This is a genomic window from Pseudomonas sp. PA-6-3C, from assembly GCF_021605825.1.
GTDB classification, from domain to species: Bacteria; Pseudomonadota; Gammaproteobacteria; order Pseudomonadales; family Pseudomonadaceae; genus Aquipseudomonas; species Aquipseudomonas edaphica.
This window is the reverse complement of the sequence record NZ_WKDV01000012.1, coordinates 117,850-136,571: the sequence shown is the minus strand read 5'-3', so window position 1 is coordinate 136,571 and position 18,722 is coordinate 117,850. Positions and strand designations below refer to the sequence as shown.

Below are 18,722 nucleotides of genomic sequence, written 5' to 3'. Positions count from 1 at the left end.
GCCGTGGGACTTTATCGTGTACCGCCATCAAGGCCGTCAGCCGACCATTTTTGATGAGTGGCATGCAGATCGTGGCGCTGACGCCCAATGCCTGAAAGGACGCTGACTCTTCTGGTGGCAGCTCGCGCAGGTTGTCATGGATCACCAGTGGCTCACCGGCCCGCAGGCAGTTGACGGCCGTTTCACCGAAAGCCGCCAGGCTGTAGCAGCCGATAATGCTGGGCGAACCGGGGGCTGTCCAATTGTCACGGATGGTGAAGCCGTCTTCATCGGCGTCCATATCGGCGTAGGCGCAGTTACTCACCTGCAGATGTTCGGCGACCAATTGAGTGGTGCTGCTCAGAATGGTTTCGGCATCTGCCGCATTGGCCACCGTGTGGCTGATGGCTTCCAATACCGCCAGGCGACGGGCGAGGAATACTGTGGTGGTGGTTTCCGACACGGTGTCGAGAATGCCGACCACCTTGCCCTCGGGGTCGCGAATCGGGCTATAACAAAAGGTGAAGTACGCCTGTTCCCGCGTCGGGCCGCGTTCAATCACCAGGGGGAAATTTTCGATGTAGGTGGCATGGCCTTGGAAGGCGGCATCGGCGATGGGGCTGATATCCGCCCACACCTCATGCCACACCTCGTTGAACGGGCGCCCCAACGGGTCGGGCTTGGTGCCCAGGATCGGAATGAATGCATCGTTGTAGAGTGTGATCAACTGCGGCCCCCAGACAATCGCCTGGGGAAAGCTCGATGCGAAGCACAGCGCTACGGTGGTCTTGAGCACGTCGGGCCACTGCTCCAGCGGGCCTAGTGGCGTGTTCGCCCAGTCATGCTGGCGAACCCGCTCAGCCATTTCGCTGCTGCTTTGCAGCCAATTCATCATTGCGAAAACACCTTGTTTACCACGGTCTGTCGAGGGCCTGAAGCGGTCAGGCTAACAAGCAACAGACCGGAATGAATGCTGCCAGTTCAGCACGATTATTCAGGTGATAGCAATTTGATGTTCTATACAAATGAATAGGCCTGCAGTCGGGCCTAAGACGCCTATTGCGCGCCGAGAACCCCCGTCCAATAAATGCCGGCATCACTCTTGGGGTCCATGGCGTAGGCCGCGCCCAATTCACGAAATTGCGGGTTCATCAGGTTGGCGCAATGCCCGGGGCTGGCGAGCCAGCCGTCCACCACCTTGCGCGGGTTGTCGAGGCCGGCGGCGATGTTTTCGCCGATGTTTTTTGCGATGTACCCGGCCAGTTCCGCACGATCGCCAGGCGTGCGGCCGTCATGATCCAGGTGGTCGAAGAAATTGCCATTAGCCATGTTGCGCGAATGGCTGTTGGCGGCGCTGGCCAAGTCGTCATTCCACGACAGCGGCGTGGTCGCGCTAAACGCCTGGGTGCCGCATTGGCGTGGTTGTTGACGGGCGGTGTTGACCAGATCGAGAAGTTTTTTGCCCTCGGTCTGCCAGTCGCCAAGGCCGCTGGTGAGCAGCGGGCGCGCCAGCACGATGCGCCAGTCCTGGCCGCTGTTGCTCACGCCAATATCGACAAATTGCGGGTCCAGTACCACGCGGCAGAAGCTTTCGCGCACGGCCTTCATCGCCGCCTCGGCGTCTTTGGGGCCGGAGAGGCTGATGGCCTGCACATTCACCATCGGGTACGCGGCCCGCGCGAGCGCCTGCTGCAAGTCGCCGACATTGGTGGCCGGCAGCACCAGTCGGGTGTCGCTGGCCAGCGGTGGCAGTTCCTGGGAACCCTGGTTGCCGCAGCGTTGTACGTGGCTGCGGTATTCGTTGATCTGTTGCACTAACTGACTTTCTTCATTCGCCATCGCGCTGGCGCAGAACACCACATTGGCGGCCAGCGTCGTCAGACCCATCATCAATGACAGCACGCGCATGGACGTTACCCTTGAGCTTGAAAGTGCCCATGATGCGCGAAGTAACCCGGTTTGGGGCAACGCCTTTTTTGTTTTTTTGCCTCAACGGGTGTTCTGTGGGCAGATCGTGGCGCGGTTACGGCCCCAGGCAAACGTGCTGGCGGTGACGATCAGGGCCAACGCCATGGCGAAGGTCATGTGCAAGCCATTGGCAACACTGGGCGGCGCTGCGTGGGCCACATCGGGGCTGGCCCAGGCAAATACCGCGCCCAGGGCCCAGGCACCGAAAATCAGTCCCAGGTTGCGCGACAGGTTCAGCAGGCCAGAGACGGTTCCTCGGCGTGTCGGCGCGACATCGCTCATCACCGCGGTGTTATTGGCGGCTTGAAACAGGCTGTAGCCTGTTGTGAGCAGGATCAGGGCGCCGAGGTAAGCGAGCAGTCCCGCCGTCAGCGAAAGCGACAGGGCACCCAGGGCCATCACCCCCAAGCCCGCGAGGCTCATGCGATGGCTGCCCAGGCGATCGGTGAGGCGGCCCGCCGGCACACCGGTCAGCGCCGCAACACAGGGGCCGACGGCCATGGCCAGGCCCATCCAGGCGGGGTCGAGCCCCAGGCCACGGGAGAGGTAAAACGGCCCGACCACGAACGTGGCCATGATCACCGCTGCCACCAGTGCGCTCATCGCCAACCCGGCACGCAGCGTCGGGTCTTGCAAAGGCTGCCAGAAAGCACCTGCCGATTCGCGGGCGCTGGCCTGGCGGTCTGCCGGTAAGTAATAAAAGGCGAGGGCGGCGGCCAACAGGCCCAACGGTACGCCGACCGCGAACAACGCGCGCCAGCCCCACAGGCTCAGCAACACGCCGCCGACACTGGGGCCCATGGCGGTGCCGACTGCTGACATCGTTCCGAGCAAACCCATCACCTGCCCGGTACGCGCCTTGGTGACCGTGTCGCCCACCATCCCGAGGGTCATCGCCATCATGCTCGCCGCCCCCAGGCCTTGCAGGGCGCGCGCGGCAATCAGCCATTTAAGCGATGGTGCTGCGGCGCACAGTGCACACGCCACGGCGAACAGCAGCAAGCCGGCGAGCAATACGCGTCGGCGCCCCCAACGATCGCCCAGGCGGCCGGCACCGACAATCACCGCCGTGATCGCCAGCAGGTAGGCGAGCACCACCCACTGCACGGCATGAAAGGATGCATCAAATGCCTGGGCCAGGCTGGGCAGGCCGACATTGGCGATGCTGGTGCCCAAAGCGGCCAACAACATGGATAGCGACAGACTGACGAGCGCGGCGCGTGAAGAGTTGTGCATGGACGATTCCTTGAGTGAAGGCAACTGACACAACTCTACGGCGTGGCCTAATATGGCGGAAGACGCATGGGTTGCAGCTAATACCTGCATCAAACGCCTGATAAGGAACACGTATGCCCGACCTGAATTTGCTCATTACCCTGGATACGTTGCTTAGCGAGGGCAGTGTCGCCGCTGCCGCCAGGCGCCTGCGCCTGAGCCCTTCGGCCATGAGCCGCGCGCTGGCACGCCTGCGTGAAACCACCGGTGACCCCTTGCTGGTGCGCGCCGGGCGCGGGCTGGTGCCGACCCCGCGGGCGGTCGAACTGCGTGAACAGGTCAGCCGTTTGGTGCAGGAGGCCCAGGCGGTGCTGCGCCCTGCGCAAACCTTGGACATGGGCCAGGTGGTACGCACGTTCACGCTGCGCTCGAGCGAGGAGTTTGTCGAAAACCTCGGCCCGGCGTTGCTCGCGCGTATCGCCCAGGAAGCGCCGGGCGTGCGCCTGCGTTTCGTCGACAAGAGCGACAAGGACTCGGCGCTGCTGCGCGAGGGCAGTATTGACCTGTCGATTGGCGTGGTCGACGCCAGCGCCAGTCCCGAACTGCTGACCCAGGCGCTGTTCCGTGACCGACTGATCGGTGTGGTCCGCAGCGGCCATGCGCTGAGCCAGGGTGAAGTCAGCGCCGAGCGCTTTGCCCGGGGCCAGCATGTCTACGTGTCACGCCGTGGGCTGGACCGTGGCCAGGTCGACGACGCCCTGCAAGCGCTGGGCCTGACGCGGGAGATCAGCACCATCGTCGCCGGCTTTGCCACCGCCATCGCCCTGGCCCGCGACACCGACCTGATCGCCAGCGTGCCCGAACGCTACACCGCCCATCAGCGCGACGGGCTGTACAGCTTCGCGCTGCCGATAGTCGTGCCGCCGTTCACCGTGGCCATGCTCTGGCACCCACGCCTGGATGCCGATGTGGCCCACCGCTGGTTGCGCGGCTGTTTGCGCCAGGTGTGCGGGCAGCAGGTACAATCACCGCTGCCTTGACGCTAAACCCAGGAATTTGCATGTTCAGCCTTACCCGCTACACCACCGCGTGCCCCGAGCCGATCAACAGCCAGATCCTGCAGATGGTGGTGGACAACCTCACCGACATCAGCAGTGTGGCGTTGCCGCCGAGCAACCTGCTCTACAACATCTATCAATATGCCGTCGGTTATGAGGTACACCTGTACCTTGAAGCGCTGACTGGCGCCAAGGGCATCGCGGTTGAACTGGTGGTGGCGATGCGGGACGAACAGGTGATCGGCTTTTGCCTGTACCTGCCCGTCAAGGACGATCCGCACGCCTGTGGCATCGCCTTTATGGCGGTGCAAGCCGGGCATCGGCGCCAGGGCGTGGCCCGCGCCATGCTTGGCGAGGTGCTGGCGCATTACCCCCACGCAGAGCTGGCCTGCTCAGTGGAAAAAGTGCCGGCGTTCCAAGCGCTCGGCTTTCAGGTGCGTGGCGCACGCGGCACCCAAGTGTTGATGAACACCCGCGATTACGGCACCGATGGCTTGATGGGCGTGCTGGACGTGGCTGCGATCTATAGCTCGCTGGAGGTGCGACAGATTCATACCTACTTGCTGCAAAAACACGGCAAGCGCGCGATGGTTGATGCCGAGAAGCAGCGGGATCGGCATTTGGATCAATTGGGGCGTAAGGTACAGCTGTTTGTAAGTGAGTATCGGGACTGAATTCAAAAAAACTCTCTTGGGAGGTTTTTTATTGGGTGCAGCAAATCGGAATGATCGTACTAATTAACCGGGGTATGTGCTTGTTTTCTGCACACATATAAATAGACGGCAATTGACACTGAAGCAGTTAAAAATGCTATGCCGGCTGACACAATAAAGGGGGCTGGGCGACCACCTGCGATTATTATTAGTGTTCCTAAAGAAGGTCCGATTATAACGCATAAAATTTGGACGCTTCTGAAAGACATGGATACCCTTCCGATAGTGTCAGGAGGGCATAATTGTTGAAGGATTATATTTGAGGATATTATTAGTGTTTCATAGCCGAAGCCATTAAGAAACCAAGCCAGTGGATAGATATAGGCTCTTCCAGGTACTTGGAAAAATACTAAGGTCGCGGTCAGGATTAATGCGGCGGAGAAAACAACCAGTGCATGTGTCCGGAGTAGCAGTTCATCGATATGGCTGAACTTGAATTTTACCAGCAGTGCGGCGCCTATCGCGCCAGCCGCTGTTGCGGAGACGATGACTGAGAAATTAACTGAAGGTAAACCTTCGTAGGCTAAGAAGGATGCCAAATGCGGGTCGTAGATTCCTAAAGCAAGTGAAGTGAGTAGGGAGTACAAAAAGCCGATGCGTAGCTGAAAGGGTAAGGTATTGAATATTGCAATTCCTCTTGCTATGTCACGATAGAGTGGAAGGGGGTTCGTGGAGGCGTCGATGATTTTCGGTTGGAAGACCCTGCAGATAGACCTCAGGAGTGGAAAGGTCAAAAGAACGGCAGCGGCTGATAAAAAGAATAAGTCCTTTGGTGATAATATTATCGTCAATATACCTGCTAGTAACGGCGCAAGTATTTTTGTGGATTGGTCAAATACACTGATGTAGCTAAAAAAAGATTTGCGCTCATCAGCAACTATCAGTTGCCGAACCATAATGGTTATTGAGGGGAAGTAGAATAAGTTTGATACGCCTTTCAAGATAACGAAAAGCAAAAAAATCTTAAGATCTGGAGAGACTGCGAGGGCTAAAGTAGACAGTGTGCGGACTAAAGCCCCAAATGCCAGTGTTTTCCTTGCGTCATGTCGATCTATCAGCGTTCCGACAATAGGGCCTAGAAACAACATGGGGGCACCTAGGCAAAAAGCCAGGAGCGCTATCGACGAAGGCGAGGCATGCCACAAATAGACGGGGATCGTGAAAATCAAAAAAATATCAAGCCATAGTGAGAGGCTGGAAAGCGCTTGCACACAAATAAGCTTACTTGACGTTTTCATGATGTCTATCTGAGTTCAGAAAAAGTTTGTCTTCAATTACGAAGCCATCGAGGTCGTGCTCGCTGGCGAAGCGATACAGGTCGCTCAATCTATTTATAAAGCCGCGCCCATTAAAATTTAGGGAGGTGTTGCAAAGTACGCCGATTCCTGACACATCATGATAGGCGCTTAGCAATTGGTGCAGACGACAATTTTGCGATTTATTGACTGACTGTGGTCGTGCTGAGTTATCAACATGCGTTACCGCCGGGATTTTAGCTGAAATAACTTTTCGAAACTCCAGCATGAAGGGTGAGGGGTGAGGCGGGCAGAAATATTCAGACATGCGCTCTTCTAAACATACCGGCGCAATAGGGCGGAATCCTTCACGATTTTTAATTTTGTTTAACCTGCTTAAATTTTCTCTAGGGTAGGGCGCCGCTAATATTGAGCGATTTCCCAGGGCTCTGGGTCCCATTTCATATCTGCCTTGCACCCAGCCTAATATACAGCCTTCATGAAGCAGTCGTGCTACACGCCGTATATCATAGGGTTCACTAATGAAGGTGCCTGTGTTATCTGTGTCGTTTTGTGATAGTTCACCCGCATAAGGTGACCAAGTTATTTTGGCAATTCCTTTGGTATGCAACAGTGCATCAATCGCAGTTCCTATTGCGGATCCACTATCGTTAGTGCAAGGAGGAATAAATACGTCGGTGAACAGTTGCGTCTCTATCCATTTTGAATTCCAGTCGCAATTTAGTCCGCACCCACCAACAATTAATAAAGGAGCGCGATCAAAAACTATTTCTTGTACAAAATCACGAAACAGATTAAAGATTGCATTCGAAAGGTGGTGTGCAAGTGTTGCAAGTCGAGGGTCGTCGAGTCCAATGTTATAATATATATTGTTCTGGAAAAGGCGTTTGTGAAGCTTTCTAAAGTTGAGATTGTTGTCAAGTAGCGTTGTTATAATATGCCTTGCGTCCTCATCAATATCGCCGTTTTTTCCATAAGCAGCCAACGCCATTAGTTTGCCGGCATCACTCAATCGAATTTGTCCCGCTCCAAGGGTAAACGTAGGGTCCGCGAGCGCATATAAAAAAGCAAATCTGTCTCCTGGGTTTTCAAGTGCACAACCTAGTTTGGTAATATTTACGTTTTCATCGATTCTATAGAATGCACCAAAATGGCCTTCCCAGAGTAATGCGTAGCAAGGCTGTCCTTGTGGGTACGGCGAGAGCCCATAACCACATAGAAGGTGTGAACGCTCATGGGAAGATGAAAAATACTTGATGTTCTGACCAAATATTGAACGTTTTTGATAAATGACGTTCCTTAATCCCGAATAACCTGCACCAATCGCATCATTTTCTGAGTTTAATCCTCTACTCCATCCACTCTGAGCTACTATGTCCACGGGCTTTTTAATCATGTTCATAGTTTTTAACAGTGCGTCAGGTGTCACGCTTGAGAAACGAAGGCCGTTATCCTTTTCAGCCTCTATAGAAAACTCCAAGTGCCCACCAATAATTAGGGCAACCGCACCGTCATGTCCATCTTTCAGGCCGAGAATTACGGTATCATCATGTTCTACATTGGCCATGCTCAGTCCTCCATCAGATTCCGTCTAGCAGTTTTCTGACTTCTGTAGTATACGAACTACCCGTTCCATGTCCCGCGCCCACCAAAAAAATGACTTGCTCCGAGGGAAGGTTAACCTCCAAGAGCTCATTTATCTCTTTGTCATGAAAGTAGCCGGTCAACCAAGGATGCAAGCCGAGCGCTGTGATTAACAAATTTGCAGTTTGTGATAAATGTCCTACGTCCAGCAGCATTGGGCGATAGGCACGAGAGTGTGGGTATTTCCACCAGAGTTTGTCAAAGCGAGAGGTGAAAAAAATTGCGAATGCTAGATTGTTTGCCCAGTGCTGGCCGCATAAATAAGTAGATATGACTTCGGGCGGAAGGTCGCGCACCTTTTCCAGGGTATGCTGTTCACTTATATAATGATAAATGCCAGGTGCAAGATCTTCGACATTTCGTACCCATACGTAACCCTCCGTCGCCTGTAAGCCCCCAGCTGAAGGAGAGGTTCTTCTGAAACCGAATTTTTGCGCGCCGATCGGAGCATCGTAATCGGTTTCTTTTTTGTCCGCTAGAGTTCCATACAGTATGGTAGCTAGTGATGATATTGACACTGAAGCATCGAAAAAATCTCGACAGGTATGTCTTGCCAAAAGGGTTTCCCAAAGGCTTGCTTCTTTAATAGCTGAGAGGTTGGGAGCAGGGAGTAACGTTTTTTCTCCTCCTTTTATTAAAGAAATGTTTGGTTCGCTCTTATGGATGGACTTGCAAAAATCTAAGTAGCTTCTAGCATATTCAATGTACATTTCAGGCTTGTCTGGGGTTGGAGAATTCGGATGAGAAGTCCCAATGTGAAATATTTTTGATAGGATATCCCAACCCCATTCATCGTCAGGTTTTACTTCATGTAGAATCCCAGATGTGTCTATCGATATGTCATCGGCTGTATCCGATACGAAATCACCTGAGGAAAAACTCACTAAGCGCTCAAACTCGCTTGTACTAATTTGGTACTGGACGTGGTTTCTATAGTCCCACAAGTAAGTCACGCCATCTTTGAGTAAAAAAAATATGTCGTTCGAAAGCCATTTTTTTTTTCACAATACACATAGCCGTCTGACCACCCATTAGTGAAAGTCATTTTAGTGGCTGCCTGAGCCGAAGCTCAGGCGGTGCATCGTTATTTAATTGCTAGTTTTCTAGTGTTAGATTTCTCGACAATTTTGCCTTCATAGCTAGGGTTGAATTTGTAGTGGGGCACCGTCACCATCTTAATTGAGAAGTGAGGGGTTTGGTACGCATCGTTTGATTGATTGTTAAGAGTCGGCTCTATACTTACACGTTTCATATATACTTCCTCAGTGTTATCGGCGTCGCAGGTTTGCGATGCACTTAAACCGTATGAGTGTTTATTATGGTTGTCAATTTTAATTTTTCGAATTGTATTGTCTTTCGGTTGAATTTTGGTTTGTTTTTACAGGTGCTTATAGGACGATTCTGATCGATATTTCCTACGTTTCGCTCCACTGTTGATTTTTAAAGATACTGATCTACATGTATGCCTGTAATGTTTTGTTGCATTTAAAGTGAAGGTTCCGTTGTCGTAATTTAAATGTTTATTCTTTGCGGGTCCCGACTTGAAGAGTTTAGTCAAAGGCATCAAGCGCGGCATATGGAATGTCTGAGTTAATATTGACCTGCACCTGGCATCTACCCTAACGACTGTGATCCCCATGCGTGATGTGTCTATTGCGCGTTATGAAGCGCTCGGAATGCCTTTAATTCTTAAAAACTCCAGTCGAGACCGGCACTTGGATCATCTTACGCGCAAGGTGCAGTTATTTCTAAACTAGTGCCGTGTGTGAAAAGCCTGGAACTCAATAAGGAATTGTCGCCACAGAAGGCTCGCTGATCAACGCAGTTGCAGCAGTCTTTCTACCTGAATTGGAGTTCTATCTATGCACATTGGCGGCTTCAACGCTAAATCTGTACACGGCAATTTTGAGATGTCTCAGATGATGGGCAGGCCGAAGAGCCTGGAAATGAGCGATGCAAAACAATTCGATCCGGCGCAAAAGCCTGAGGTCAATGAGCAGTCTGCCAAGGACCTCAGCGCGCACAGCCAAATGTTGACGGCGCGTAGGGGCGGCAGTGATCTGCTGCCTGGCGTCGGCAGCAAGAAGATCTCGTTCTGATTGCACAGAGGCCCGTATCGTCAGATACAGGTTAATGAGATGGTCACTCCCAACACCCTGTGAGGGCTACGCTTTCACGGGGTGTCGCGGCGCTTGATTCCTTGTGCGCGAAGAATTAGTTAAACGCAGCCGCGATTGACCATTGCCAGAATCGTCGCCACCAGCTCCTGCTGCGCCTCCTCACGGCTGATCTCACCACTGGCGGCCGCCTGGGACAAGGCCTCGGCGGCACCCAGCATGGCGCGTAAGCCTGCCTGGGAAACAGTGCCGTTGGGCGCGAACGGCGCCAGTGCGTCGCGGCACTTTTGCAGGAAGATCGCCTCGTATTTGCGCTTCAGCGTTTCCAGTTCCGGCGAGCTGCTCAAGGCGGCAATCACCCCCGGAATTTCCCGCCCTTGCAACAACACGCAATCGACGTAGCACGACGCGATGACCCAGGCTTGCTCCTGCAGGGTCGCGGCGCTGGTGTCCAGCGCATCGGCAAACACCTGGTTCTGGCGGCTATCGAAGTCTTCATACAGTGCGGCCAGCAGGCCGGCGCGGGTGACGAAATGGTCGTAGACCACCGGCTTGGTAACGCCCGCCAGCTCGGCCAGGCGGCCCAGGGTCAGGGCTTCGGTGCCTTCTTCGCGTACCAGTTGCCAGGCCATGTCGAGCAATTGGCGCAGGCGATCCTCGCGGGACAGGCGGCGGCGTGGGGCAGGGGATTCAGCGCTTGACATGCTTATATACCAAAAGTAACTTAAGGTGCGTAACCTACTAAAAGTAGCTAGCGCCCAGCCTAGCCCGAAATGGAGTCAATGTCATGCACGCACTGATCGTTGTAGCCCATCACGACCCGCAATCCCTCACCCATAGCCTCGCCGCGCAAGTGGCGGCCGGGCTCACGGCGGGCGGCCACACTTATGAGGTTGCCGACCTCGCCGCCGAAGGCTTCGATCCGCGCTATACCGCCGCTGACCACCTCGTACACCGCACTCGCGCTGAGCCGCCCGCCGATGTGCTCGCCGAGCAGGCGCGCATCGACCGCGCCGATGCATTGGTGCTGGCGTTTCCGATTTATTGGTGGTCCCTGCCGGGGCTGCTCAAAGGTTGGGTTGACCGCGTGTTCGTCAACGGCTGGGCGATTGATTACGGCCCCGATACGCCGGTGGTGAAAAAACTGCGGCACTTGCAGGTGCACCTGCTGGCGTTGGGTGCGGCAGATGAAAGCGCGTTTGATCGGCACGGTTATGCCAAGGCCATGCGCACGCAAATCGACTACGGGATTTTTGATTACTGTGGGGCGCAGGTGGTGACGTCAACGCTGCTGCTGGATTCGGAAAGCGGCGCTGCGCAGGCGCACTTGCACACCGCGAAAGTCATAGGGCAGGGCTTGTTTGCACACGAAACGGTGGCTGGTTAGTCAGCCTTCGCGAAACAGATCGTGAGCATCCAACAGGCGGTAGGCGATTTCCGGGCGCTTCTCCATGCCACGGCGAATCGCTGCCGGAATCGCCTGGCGGGTTTTGCGGCACAGGCCGGGCTGCTCATCGATGTTGATCTGAATGCCGCGCATGCTCTTGACCTCGGTGTGCCCCGGCGCTACCTGCACGCGGATGCCCAATAGCTCGAACATCTTCTGTTGCATGTATTCCAGGTCTTGCAGGCTCTGGAGGTTTTCCAGGCGCTCGACCAGCTTTTTTTCTTCCTGACGCGTCAGGCTGAGAATGCGCAGGTCGGCGCCGGGCGCTTGCAACAGCTGTTCGCGGTCGCAAGCGCAGACGCCGGGTGGGCAGGGTTGGCGAATTGACATGTGCATTCCCTCCCTACGCCGACGTGCTGGCTCAGTAGCTGAGCGTTACCCCAAGGCTGCCCAAGGCCTTCCAGTATTCAGGGTAGGTCTTGGCCACGCAGTCCGGGTCTTGAATGCGGATTCCCGCCACCTTCAACCCGGCCAGGGCAAAACACATCGCGATGCGATGGTCGGCGTGGGTGTTGATCAGCGCATTGCAAGAGGTGCCGGCCAGCGCCGGGTCGCTGGCCACCAACAGGTCGTCGCCCTCGATGGTCGCCAAGCCTGGACGAATCTCGTTGAGGCCGTCGTGCAGCGCCTGTACACGGTCACATTCCTTGACGCGCAGGTTGGCCAGTTCAGTGAAGCGCACCGGGGTGTTGTTGAACGCAGCCAGCACGGCCAGGGTCGGGATTGCGTCCTGCATCTGCGAGCCGACTACCGTGGCTTGCATGTTCGGGAACTGCGCGATCACGGCCTGGGCCTTGGCGTCCGGCTGGGTGAAGTGCTGCGCGGCCACGCCGATGTCGATGCGCCCGCCGGTCAACACTTCGGCGGCCCACAGGTAAGTGGCGGCGGAGGCGTCGGGTTCGATCAGGTAGTCATGGGCGCTGTAGCCGGTGGGGGCTACGCGCCAGGTGCTGTCGTCGACCACCTCGACCTGCGCACCGAACGCCCGCATGCAGTCCAGGGTCAGGTCGACATAACCACGGGCGCCGATGTCCTTGCCGGTCAACGCCACTTCAATTGGCGCCTGGCCGCAGGCGGCGAGCATCAACAGGGCTGACACGTACTGGCTGGACAAGCCGCCATCAATCTCAAAACGCTTGGCCTGCACCTTGCCCACGCCGTGTACGGTCACCGGCGGGCAGCCGGTCGGGCTGTCGACGCGGATGCCGTTCTGGCCGAGGGTGGCCAGCAGCGGGCCGATCGGGCGTTTTTGCATGTAGTCGTCGCCGTCGAGCACCACGGTGCCTTCGACGGTCGCCACGGCGGCAGTCAGAAAACGCATCGCGGTGCCGGCATTGCCGAGGAACAGCGGCTGCGACGGCAATTGCAACTTGCCGGAGCCGGTCACAACGAAGGTGGTGTCGTCCGGTTCATCGATGCTCACGCCCATCTGGCGCAAGGCCACCGACATGTGGCGGGTGTCATCGCTTTTCAGTGCGCCGCTCAAGCGGCTGGTGCCCTTGGCCAGGGCGGCCAGCAGCAGGGCGCGGTTGGTAATGGATTTGGAGCCGGGGGGCGCGACCTTGCCGTTCAGGGCGAAATTGGGCGGTGTAACGGTCACGGTTTTCTGCGAACTCAAGGTACAAGGCTCCTGATCAAGGCAAGGCGGTAGGGAGTGGCCGACGGGCGGACCCGAATAATCAGCTAAACACGCCACCCTTGTCGAGCAGGGATCGTGGTAGGGCGCGTATTTCGAGGCGGTCGCCGACTTGTCCGGGGAATGGACTGCTCCTGTAGTCGAACTACTCCTGCGGGCGTAGGACAAGCAGCAAATCTGATGCAGGACAACGGCGCTCACTTAGCGAAACGAGGGCGACGTGAGATCTTTCCGAGAGAAGTGGCGACTGGACAATAAAGCCCGCCAAGGTAAGTTCAAGGCGTGCCCCATGACGGGGCACATTCAATCAAGGAGTGAATGAAATGAACAAACCCCAGACCCAACTTCGTCACGGTCGCGTGGTGACCCCGGCCAGCCGTGGTTCAGTGGCGGTGGAGCGTGGGCTGCTCGGCAACTGGCAAGTCAACGAGATGGAAGGCGGTAAAAACTTCCCATCGCTCGCCGCCGGGCCATTCCCGGCACCTTATGAAACCGATGATCAAAGCGTCACACCGCCTGGCGACGGGCATATCTTGAGCGGCGGCAAAACCGACGACCGCGATTGCATCAACTTCACCGACGAGGAGATGAGCAAAAAGCTCAATAGCCCCTTCACTTGGCCGTTGCTGAATGTCGAGGCTGGCCAGGTGTTCAAGGTGCAGTGGGAGTACACCGCCGCCCACGTCACCCGTGGTTATCGCTGGCTGATCACCAAGGATGGCTGGGACCCCAAGCAACGCATCAGCCGTGCGCAACTTGAGGCCAAGCCGTTTTTCGAAGACTTCTACACCCAGGTGCCGTACTACCAGCACGCCGATGAAATGAAGGCCAAGGTCGAACACCAGGTCACGCTGCCCAAGGGCAAGAAAGGCCGGCATGTGGTGGTGTTGATGTGGATCGTGGCCAACACCGGCAACGCGTTCTACCAGGCGTTTGACCTGGACTTCAAATAAGCGCTGTTACCGCTGGGCCAACCAGTAGTCATGCAGCGCCCGCGCGGCGGGTTCGATGGCTCGAACCCGCTGCTGGTGGGCGTTTACATCCAGGTCGGCCGGCAGTTCGAAGTTGTCCTGCTCGGCGCACCAGGAAATCTTCTCCAGCAGCGCCGCCTGTTCGGCCGGCAGTTCTGGCCAGTTGCCAATCGCGGCGCCACGGATATAACCAAAGCACCATTCCTCGGCAAGCGTGACGGTTTGACCTTGGTGCTCGGTGTCATCGAAGCGCGCCTCGAAGCCTTGCGCATCGGTGGCCAATTGCGCCGCCAGCGTATTCATATGGTGCACGCACAGCTCGAGGAAGCGCTGGGCTTCTTCGACGTTTTCCCAGGCCGGGTTCTGCCCACCCCAGATCGCCGGGAACCACTCACCCACGTCCACCTGTGCCGGGCTGGAGACCAGCGCGGTGAAGTAGCCGTCGAGTTCAGCCAGGTTCAGCACCGAATGATCGTCGCCGTATTTCAACAACGTTTCGTCGATGAAGTCGAAATCGGCAGGGGTGAGGGGTTGGGCGAGCATGGGCATATCCTTTAAACGTCGAGCGCCGCGAAGTGGGCGGCTTAAAGCGCAGAGGATGGCGCTTGGGCGGGCTTTTTTCCACTTATTTCCCAGCGCTGACACAGCTTGCTCACGCACATCGAACCCACCACCGCCAGAATGATCGGCACCAGAAAGTCATGCTCGATGCGCGTAAATTCGGCCACCAGCACAATCGCGGTCAGCGGCATGCTCATGCTGGCGGCCAAAAACGCCGCCGCGCCGATAATCGCAAACGCGCCCAGCGGCACCCCGGGCCACACCAGGCTCCAGGCACCGCCGAGCAGAATCGCCAGCAGCGCGCCATTGGCCAGGCCCGGCGTCAGCAGGCCACCCTCGGCGCCCGCGCGCAGGCTGCTCGCAGTGATCAATACCTTGACCAGCAGCAGGATGGCGGCCAGGCCTATCGTCAGCTCATTGTCGAAGCCCAGTTGCGCCGGGCCTTTGCCATTGCCGAGGATCTGCGGCAGCAGCATCGCCAGCCCGCCGATAATCGTGAAGTTGATCAGCGACATGACTGGCAGGCGCCAGCCGCGCGCGGCGTTGGCCCTGGCGGCGCCGGTAAAACGGCTGAACCCATAAGCGGCCACGCCAAACACCGGCCCGCACACCACCGCCCAGGCGATCAGCGCCGGGCTGAGCACAAAATGCGGCACTGCATATTGCGATTCCGCACCCAGCCCGATCCAGGCCACCGAAGCGCCAATCGCCGAGGTCGCCAGCGCAATCACCGCCGCCGGCCAGCTGAAGGCGCCCACCAGCACTTCCAGCACAAAGACAGCGCCGCCCAAGGGCACGTTATACACCGCCGCCAACCCGGCACCGGCACCGCAGGCCACGATCAAACGGTGCATGTGCGGTTCCAGGCGCGCGCGTTGTGACAGCCAGGTCGCGGCCAGCGCGCCGACTTCACGCGGCGCCACTTCACGGCCCAATGGCGAGCCAAGCGCCACGGTGATGATCTGCAGCACGGCGTGGGCGAGGGTGGTCTTGCGCGGCATGATCGGCATCTTTTCAGACACGGCCTGTTTGATGCTCACCAGCGGGCGACCATAGCGATAAATCGTCCACCAGCCCAGCCCGGCGACCAGGCCGCACACCACCAGCACCAGCAGACGGCGCTCCGGTGCGGCAGCGGTGACGCCCCACAAAAAGGTTTCGTGGCTGACCAGGCTGTCGAGGCTGTAACCGTAGGCCAGGTGCTGGATGCCATGCAGCAGTAACGCCAGCAGCATCCCGCCCAGCCCGGCGCCAATGCCGGTCAGCACGACCACCAGGGCCAGAATCAATGATGAACGAAAGGTGGACGGCATAGCGGGCTCCAGGCAGTGGCCCTGAGTGTATAGCCCATAAAGTACGGTGCCTGGGTGAAATGTATCGGCAGGTCATAAACCCCGCGCCCACAACATTTCATTACTTTTGCCAGTCCCGTTTTTGGCCGATGCGCCGTCATGCTCCCTTGTTATAGTTCGAGCCTTATTACTCGCCAGTCAGGGATCACTGCCATGTCCGAATACCAAGCTTTCATCGTCGAACTCACCGGCAACGTTGCCCATGTGCAGATCAACCGCCCGGAAAAAATCAACGCGATGAACGCGGCGTTCTGGACCGAAATCATCGACATCTTCCAATGGGTGGAAGACACCGACGCCGTGCGCGCCGTGGTGCTCAGCGGCGCCGGCAAGCATTTCTCCTCCGGCATCGACCTGATGATGATGGCCTCGGTGGCCAATAGCTTCGGCAAGGACGTGGGCCGCAATGCACGCTTGCTGCGGCGCAAGATCCTCGAGCTGCAAGCCTCGTTCAATGCCGTCGACACCTGCCGCAAGCCGGTGCTGGCGGCGATCCAGGGTTACTGCATTGGTGGCGCCATTGACCTGATCAGCGCCTGTGACATGCGCTACGCCGCCGAAGGCGCGCAGTTCTCGATCAAGGAAATCGACATCGGCATGGCCGCCGACGTCGGCACCCTGCAACGTCTGCCACGCATCATTGGCGACGGCATGTTGCGTGAACTGGCCTACACCGGTCGCCCGTTCGGCGCAGAAGAAGCGCGCAGCATTGGCTTGGTCAATCGTGTGTATCCCGATCAGGACAGCCTGTTGGCCGGTGTAATGGAAATCGCCCATGAAATCGCGAGCAAATCACCGATTGCCGTGGCCGGCACCAAAGCCATGATCAGTTATATGCGTGACCACACAGTCAATGATGGTCTGGAATACGTTGCCACCTGGAACTCGGCTATGTTGCAATCCAACGACCTGCGCGTGGCCATCGCGGCCCATATGAGTAAGCAGAAACCCGAATTCGTGGATTGACTGACATGACCCCAGGCTGGATTACCACAACGCTGCTGGACAACGACGCCCCTGGCGGCTGGGCCGTCGCCCGCAGCCGCGAGGGCTTTTTGCATGACACCAACGGGCCGCTGTTCCCGCGTGAATGGCTCAAGCGCCAGGACCTGTCGGTGTTCGCCGAACACGGCATCGGCCACCTTGACGGTGAGCCTGTTTACTTGCTGGAGCTGAACGCGGCGGCCGAGGTGCCAGGTTGCAGTTGGCAGGGTTTGCGCGGCTTTATGTTGCAGGGCGACCACACCCTGTACAAAGTGCTGGGCTACGCCGCGCAGATCGGCACCTGGGCGCGGGAGCATCGGTTCTGTGGCAGTTGCGGCCAGGCCATGGTGCAGGTGCCGCGCGAACGTGCGATGTATTGCCAGGCCTGCGACCTGCGCAGCTACCCACGCATTTCGCCGAGCATGATTGTGCTGGTGACCCGTGGCGACGAGATTCTGCTGGCGCGGTCGCCGCGTTTTGTCACGGGTGTGTACAGCACGCTGGCGGGGTTCGCCGAGCCGGGGGAGTCGGCCGAAGACTGCCTGATCCGTGAAGTGCGCGAAGAAGTGCAGGTGGAGGTCAAGAATATTCAGTACATGGGCAGCCAGTGCTGGCCGTTCCCGCACTCGATGATGCTGGGCTTCCATGCCGAATACGCCGGGGGTGACATCGTGCCCCAGGCTGATGAGATCGAAGACGCGCAGTGGTTCAACATTCACGACTTGCCGCCGTTGCCGGCGTCACGTTCGATCGCGCGTTACCTGATCGACCTCTACCTGGCGCGCCGTTTAGGCCACGCTGAACCAGTGTTGCCAGGCTAGGCGCACCGTCAGGCCGAGGACCACGGTGATAAACACCGGGCGAATGAATTTGGCGCCGCCGCTGATTGCGCTGCGTGCGCCAAAGAACGCGCCACACATTACCGAGAAGCCCATCGCCAGGCCGACGATCCAGTCCACCGAGCCATTGAAGATAAACACCGACAGCGCCGCTGCGTTGCTGACGAAGTTCATGCTGCGCGCCACGCCGCTGGCTTTGACCAGGTCGATGGGGTGCAGCAGCATCGTGCTGACTGTCCAGAACGCACCCGTGCCGGGGCCGGCCACGCCGTCGTAGAAGCCCAGGCCGAAGCCTTGGGTCGATTGCCATTTCTTCTTGATCGGTGCATCGGCGTCCAGCGGCGCCTTGGGCGTGCCGCCAAACAGCAAATACACACCACAGGCGAACACGATCACCGGGAGCATTTTGTTCAGGGTTTCGGCGGGCAGGTAGTGGGCGACCACGGCACCCGCCAATGCGCCGACCAGCGTGCCGACAATGGCGTGTACCCATTGGCGCGGGTGGAACAGCTTGCGCCGGTAGAAGGTAAAGCTGGCGGTGGCGGAGCCGAAGGTCGAGCTGAGCTTGTTGGTGCCCAGCACCAGGTGCGGTGGCATGCCGGCGGTGAGCAATGCCGGTGTGGTGAGCAGGCCGCCGCCGCCGGCGATGGCGTCGATAAAGCCGGCAACAAAGGCCACGCAGGCAAGAATGGCGAGGGTGGTCAGGTCAACGCTGAGTTCGAAGGGCATGGGCAGGGCTTATTATTGGCAGGGCGCAGAAAAGGGCTGCGCCAAAGACCGGTATCTTACTTGTATCTTGTTGTTCTACGCGATCCAAATGTGGGAGCTGGCTTGCCTGCGATAGCGGTAGGGCAGGCCCAACTGCTGTAACTGACCCGACGCCATCGCAGGCAAGCCAGCTCCCACCTTTAAACCGTGCCCGCCTGGCTGTGATCGTTCCCACGCTCTGCGTGGGAATGCCGCCTCTGACGCTCTGCGTCTG

The 18,722-nt window shown here is 57.6% G+C and carries 19 protein-coding genes; 7 read left to right on the top strand and 12 right to left on the bottom strand.

The window, feature by feature from the left end; all coding sequences use genetic code 11:
• The 3 genes from GIW48_RS11050 to GIW48_RS11040 form a co-directional block, all read right to left on the bottom strand.
• A partial coding sequence (locus GIW48_RS11050; RefSeq protein WP_236490670.1) for a GAF domain-containing protein occupies positions 1–874 on the bottom strand: 874 nt, incomplete at its 3' end.
• 161 nt (positions 875–1,035) lie between these two features.
• Positions 1,036–1,887 carry a CAP domain-containing protein gene (locus tag GIW48_RS11045; protein WP_017139121.1) on the bottom strand — a complete coding sequence of 284 codons (852 nt, stop codon included), beginning with the start codon at positions 1,885–1,887 and terminating at the stop codon, positions 1,036–1,038.
• Between the two features lie 81 nt (positions 1,888–1,968).
• Positions 1,969–3,183: an MFS transporter gene (locus GIW48_RS11040; RefSeq protein ID WP_170038402.1), complete on the bottom strand. Its 1,215-nt coding sequence runs from the start codon at positions 3,181–3,183 to the stop codon at positions 1,969–1,971.
• Between the two features lie 113 nt (positions 3,184–3,296).
• Here GIW48_RS11040 and GIW48_RS11035 point away from each other — a divergent pair, with 113 nt between their 5' ends.
• Together GIW48_RS11035 and GIW48_RS11030 are read left to right on the top strand one after the other, a co-directional pair.
• Entirely contained in the window at positions 3,297–4,202 is a 906-nt protein-coding gene (locus tag GIW48_RS11035) for a LysR family transcriptional regulator (RefSeq protein WP_236460961.1), read from the top strand.
• Positions 4,203–4,222: 20 nt separating this feature from the next.
• Complete coding sequence (locus GIW48_RS11030; RefSeq protein WP_017139118.1) at positions 4,223–4,894, top strand: GNAT family N-acetyltransferase; 672 nt, start codon at positions 4,223–4,225, stop codon at positions 4,892–4,894.
• A gap of 59 nt (positions 4,895–4,953) precedes the next feature.
• Here the strand turns inward: GIW48_RS11030 and GIW48_RS11025 are convergent, their stop codons facing one another.
• From GIW48_RS11025 to GIW48_RS11015, 3 genes are read right to left on the bottom strand one after another with little or no spacing between them, the layout of a single operon-like run.
• Positions 4,954–6,171, bottom strand: a complete 1,218-nt coding sequence (locus GIW48_RS11025; RefSeq protein WP_186354698.1) for an MFS transporter — start codon at positions 6,169–6,171, stop codon at positions 4,954–4,956.
• The gene (locus GIW48_RS11020; RefSeq protein WP_236460960.1) at positions 6,155–7,756 is read right to left on the bottom strand and encodes a carbamoyltransferase C-terminal domain-containing protein; all 1,602 of its coding nucleotides are present in this window, start codon (positions 7,754–7,756) and stop codon (positions 6,155–6,157) included. Before GIW48_RS11020 ends, GIW48_RS11025 begins: the two co-directional genes overlap by 17 nt.
• Positions 7,757–7,769: 13 nt before the next feature.
• Positions 7,770–8,717, bottom strand: a complete 948-nt coding sequence (locus GIW48_RS11015) for a SagB family peptide dehydrogenase (protein WP_236460959.1) — start codon at positions 8,715–8,717, stop codon at positions 7,770–7,772.
• 978 nt (positions 8,718–9,695) lie between these two features.
• On the opposite strand from GIW48_RS11015, the gene GIW48_RS11010 reads away from it, so the two are divergent.
• Positions 9,696–9,932 (top strand): hypothetical protein, encoded by a 237-nt coding sequence (locus GIW48_RS11010; protein WP_017139116.1) that lies wholly within the window; start codon positions 9,696–9,698, stop codon positions 9,930–9,932.
• A 119-nt stretch (positions 9,933–10,051) separates the two neighbouring features.
• On the opposite strand, the gene GIW48_RS11005 is transcribed toward GIW48_RS11010, so the two are convergent.
• A complete protein-coding gene (locus GIW48_RS11005; RefSeq protein WP_236460958.1) occupies positions 10,052–10,654 on the bottom strand; it encodes a TetR/AcrR family transcriptional regulator in 603 nt (200 codons plus the stop codon).
• Positions 10,655–10,737: 83 nt separating this feature from the next.
• Here GIW48_RS11005 and GIW48_RS11000 point away from each other — a divergent pair, with 83 nt between their 5' ends.
• Positions 10,738–11,337, top strand: a complete 600-nt coding sequence (locus tag GIW48_RS11000; protein WP_236460957.1) for an NAD(P)H-dependent oxidoreductase — start codon at positions 10,738–10,740, stop codon at positions 11,335–11,337.
• On the opposite strand, the gene GIW48_RS10995 is transcribed toward GIW48_RS11000, so the two are convergent.
• A complete protein-coding gene (locus tag GIW48_RS10995) occupies positions 11,338–11,727 on the bottom strand; it encodes a hypothetical protein (protein WP_017139114.1) in 390 nt (129 codons plus the stop codon).
• A 31-nt stretch (positions 11,728–11,758) separates the two neighbouring features.
• Entirely contained in the window at positions 11,759–13,015 is a 1,257-nt protein-coding gene (locus tag GIW48_RS10990) for a 3-phosphoshikimate 1-carboxyvinyltransferase (RefSeq protein WP_236460955.1), read from the bottom strand.
• 341 nt (positions 13,016–13,356) lie between these two features.
• On the opposite strand from GIW48_RS10990, the gene GIW48_RS10985 reads away from it, so the two are divergent.
• Positions 13,357–13,986, top strand: coding sequence for a lytic polysaccharide monooxygenase auxiliary activity family 9 protein (locus GIW48_RS10985; RefSeq protein ID WP_138450233.1), 630 nt, complete (start codon positions 13,357–13,359; stop codon positions 13,984–13,986).
• A gap of 6 nt (positions 13,987–13,992) precedes the next feature.
• Here the strand turns inward: GIW48_RS10985 and GIW48_RS10980 are convergent, their stop codons facing one another.
• Together GIW48_RS10980 and GIW48_RS10975 are read right to left on the bottom strand one after the other, a co-directional pair.
• On the bottom strand, positions 13,993–14,547 hold the full coding sequence (locus GIW48_RS10980) for a UPF0149 family protein (protein ID WP_017139111.1): 555 nt from the start codon (positions 14,545–14,547) through the stop codon (positions 13,993–13,995).
• 41 nt (positions 14,548–14,588) lie between these two features.
• On the bottom strand, positions 14,589–15,878 hold the full coding sequence (locus GIW48_RS10975; RefSeq protein ID WP_236472901.1) for a chloride channel protein: 1,290 nt from the start codon (positions 15,876–15,878) through the stop codon (positions 14,589–14,591).
• 192 nt (positions 15,879–16,070) lie between these two features.
• On the opposite strand from GIW48_RS10975, the gene GIW48_RS10970 reads away from it, so the two are divergent.
• The gene (locus GIW48_RS10970) at positions 16,071–16,883 is read left to right on the top strand and encodes a crotonase/enoyl-CoA hydratase family protein (RefSeq protein WP_017139109.1); all 813 of its coding nucleotides are present in this window, start codon (positions 16,071–16,073) and stop codon (positions 16,881–16,883) included.
• 5 nt (positions 16,884–16,888) lie between these two features.
• Complete coding sequence (nudC, locus tag GIW48_RS10965; RefSeq protein WP_017139108.1) at positions 16,889–17,722, top strand: NAD(+) diphosphatase; 834 nt, start codon at positions 16,889–16,891, stop codon at positions 17,720–17,722.
• Here nudC and GIW48_RS10960 read toward each other — a convergent pair.
• Positions 17,690–18,469 (bottom strand): TSUP family transporter, encoded by a 780-nt coding sequence (locus tag GIW48_RS10960; RefSeq protein ID WP_236460953.1) that lies wholly within the window; start codon positions 18,467–18,469, stop codon positions 17,690–17,692. The genes nudC and GIW48_RS10960 overlap by 33 nt on opposite strands.
• Between the last annotated feature and the right edge of the window lie 253 nt (positions 18,470–18,722).

Bases quoted from the DNA above. Each gene is read 5' to 3' on its own strand.
- GIW48_RS11045 (WP_017139121.1), bottom strand. From the start codon at position 1,887: ATGCGCGTGCTGTCATTGATGATGGGTCTGACGACGCTGGCCGCCAAT.
- GIW48_RS11040 (WP_170038402.1), bottom strand. From the start codon at position 3,183: ATGCACAACTCTTCACGCGCCGCGCTCGTCAGTCTGTCGCTATCCATG.
- GIW48_RS11035 (WP_236460961.1), top strand. From the start codon at position 3,297: ATGCCCGACCTGAATTTGCTCATTACCCTGGATACGTTGCTTAGCGAG.
- GIW48_RS11030 (WP_017139118.1), top strand. From the start codon at position 4,223: ATGTTCAGCCTTACCCGCTACACCACCGCGTGCCCCGAGCCGATCAAC.
- GIW48_RS11025 (WP_186354698.1), bottom strand. From the start codon at position 6,171: ATGAAAACGTCAAGTAAGCTTATTTGTGTGCAAGCGCTTTCCAGCCTC.
- GIW48_RS11020 (WP_236460960.1), bottom strand. From the start codon at position 7,756: ATGGCCAATGTAGAACATGATGATACCGTAATTCTCGGCCTGAAAGAT.
- GIW48_RS11010 (WP_017139116.1), top strand. From the start codon at position 9,696: ATGCACATTGGCGGCTTCAACGCTAAATCTGTACACGGCAATTTTGAG.
- GIW48_RS11005 (WP_236460958.1), bottom strand. From the start codon at position 10,654: ATGTCAAGCGCTGAATCCCCTGCCCCACGCCGCCGCCTGTCCCGCGAG.
- GIW48_RS11000 (WP_236460957.1), top strand. From the start codon at position 10,738: ATGCACGCACTGATCGTTGTAGCCCATCACGACCCGCAATCCCTCACC.
- GIW48_RS10995 (WP_017139114.1), bottom strand. From the start codon at position 11,727: ATGTCAATTCGCCAACCCTGCCCACCCGGCGTCTGCGCTTGCGACCGC.
- GIW48_RS10985 (WP_138450233.1), top strand. From the start codon at position 13,357: ATGAACAAACCCCAGACCCAACTTCGTCACGGTCGCGTGGTGACCCCG.
- GIW48_RS10980 (WP_017139111.1), bottom strand. From the start codon at position 14,547: ATGCTCGCCCAACCCCTCACCCCTGCCGATTTCGACTTCATCGACGAA.
- GIW48_RS10975 (WP_236472901.1), bottom strand. From the start codon at position 15,878: ATGCCGTCCACCTTTCGTTCATCATTGATTCTGGCCCTGGTGGTCGTG.
- GIW48_RS10970 (WP_017139109.1), top strand. From the start codon at position 16,071: ATGTCCGAATACCAAGCTTTCATCGTCGAACTCACCGGCAACGTTGCC.
- nudC (WP_017139108.1), top strand. From the start codon at position 16,889: ATGACCCCAGGCTGGATTACCACAACGCTGCTGGACAACGACGCCCCT.
- GIW48_RS10960 (WP_236460953.1), bottom strand. From the start codon at position 18,469: ATGCCCTTCGAACTCAGCGTTGACCTGACCACCCTCGCCATTCTTGCC.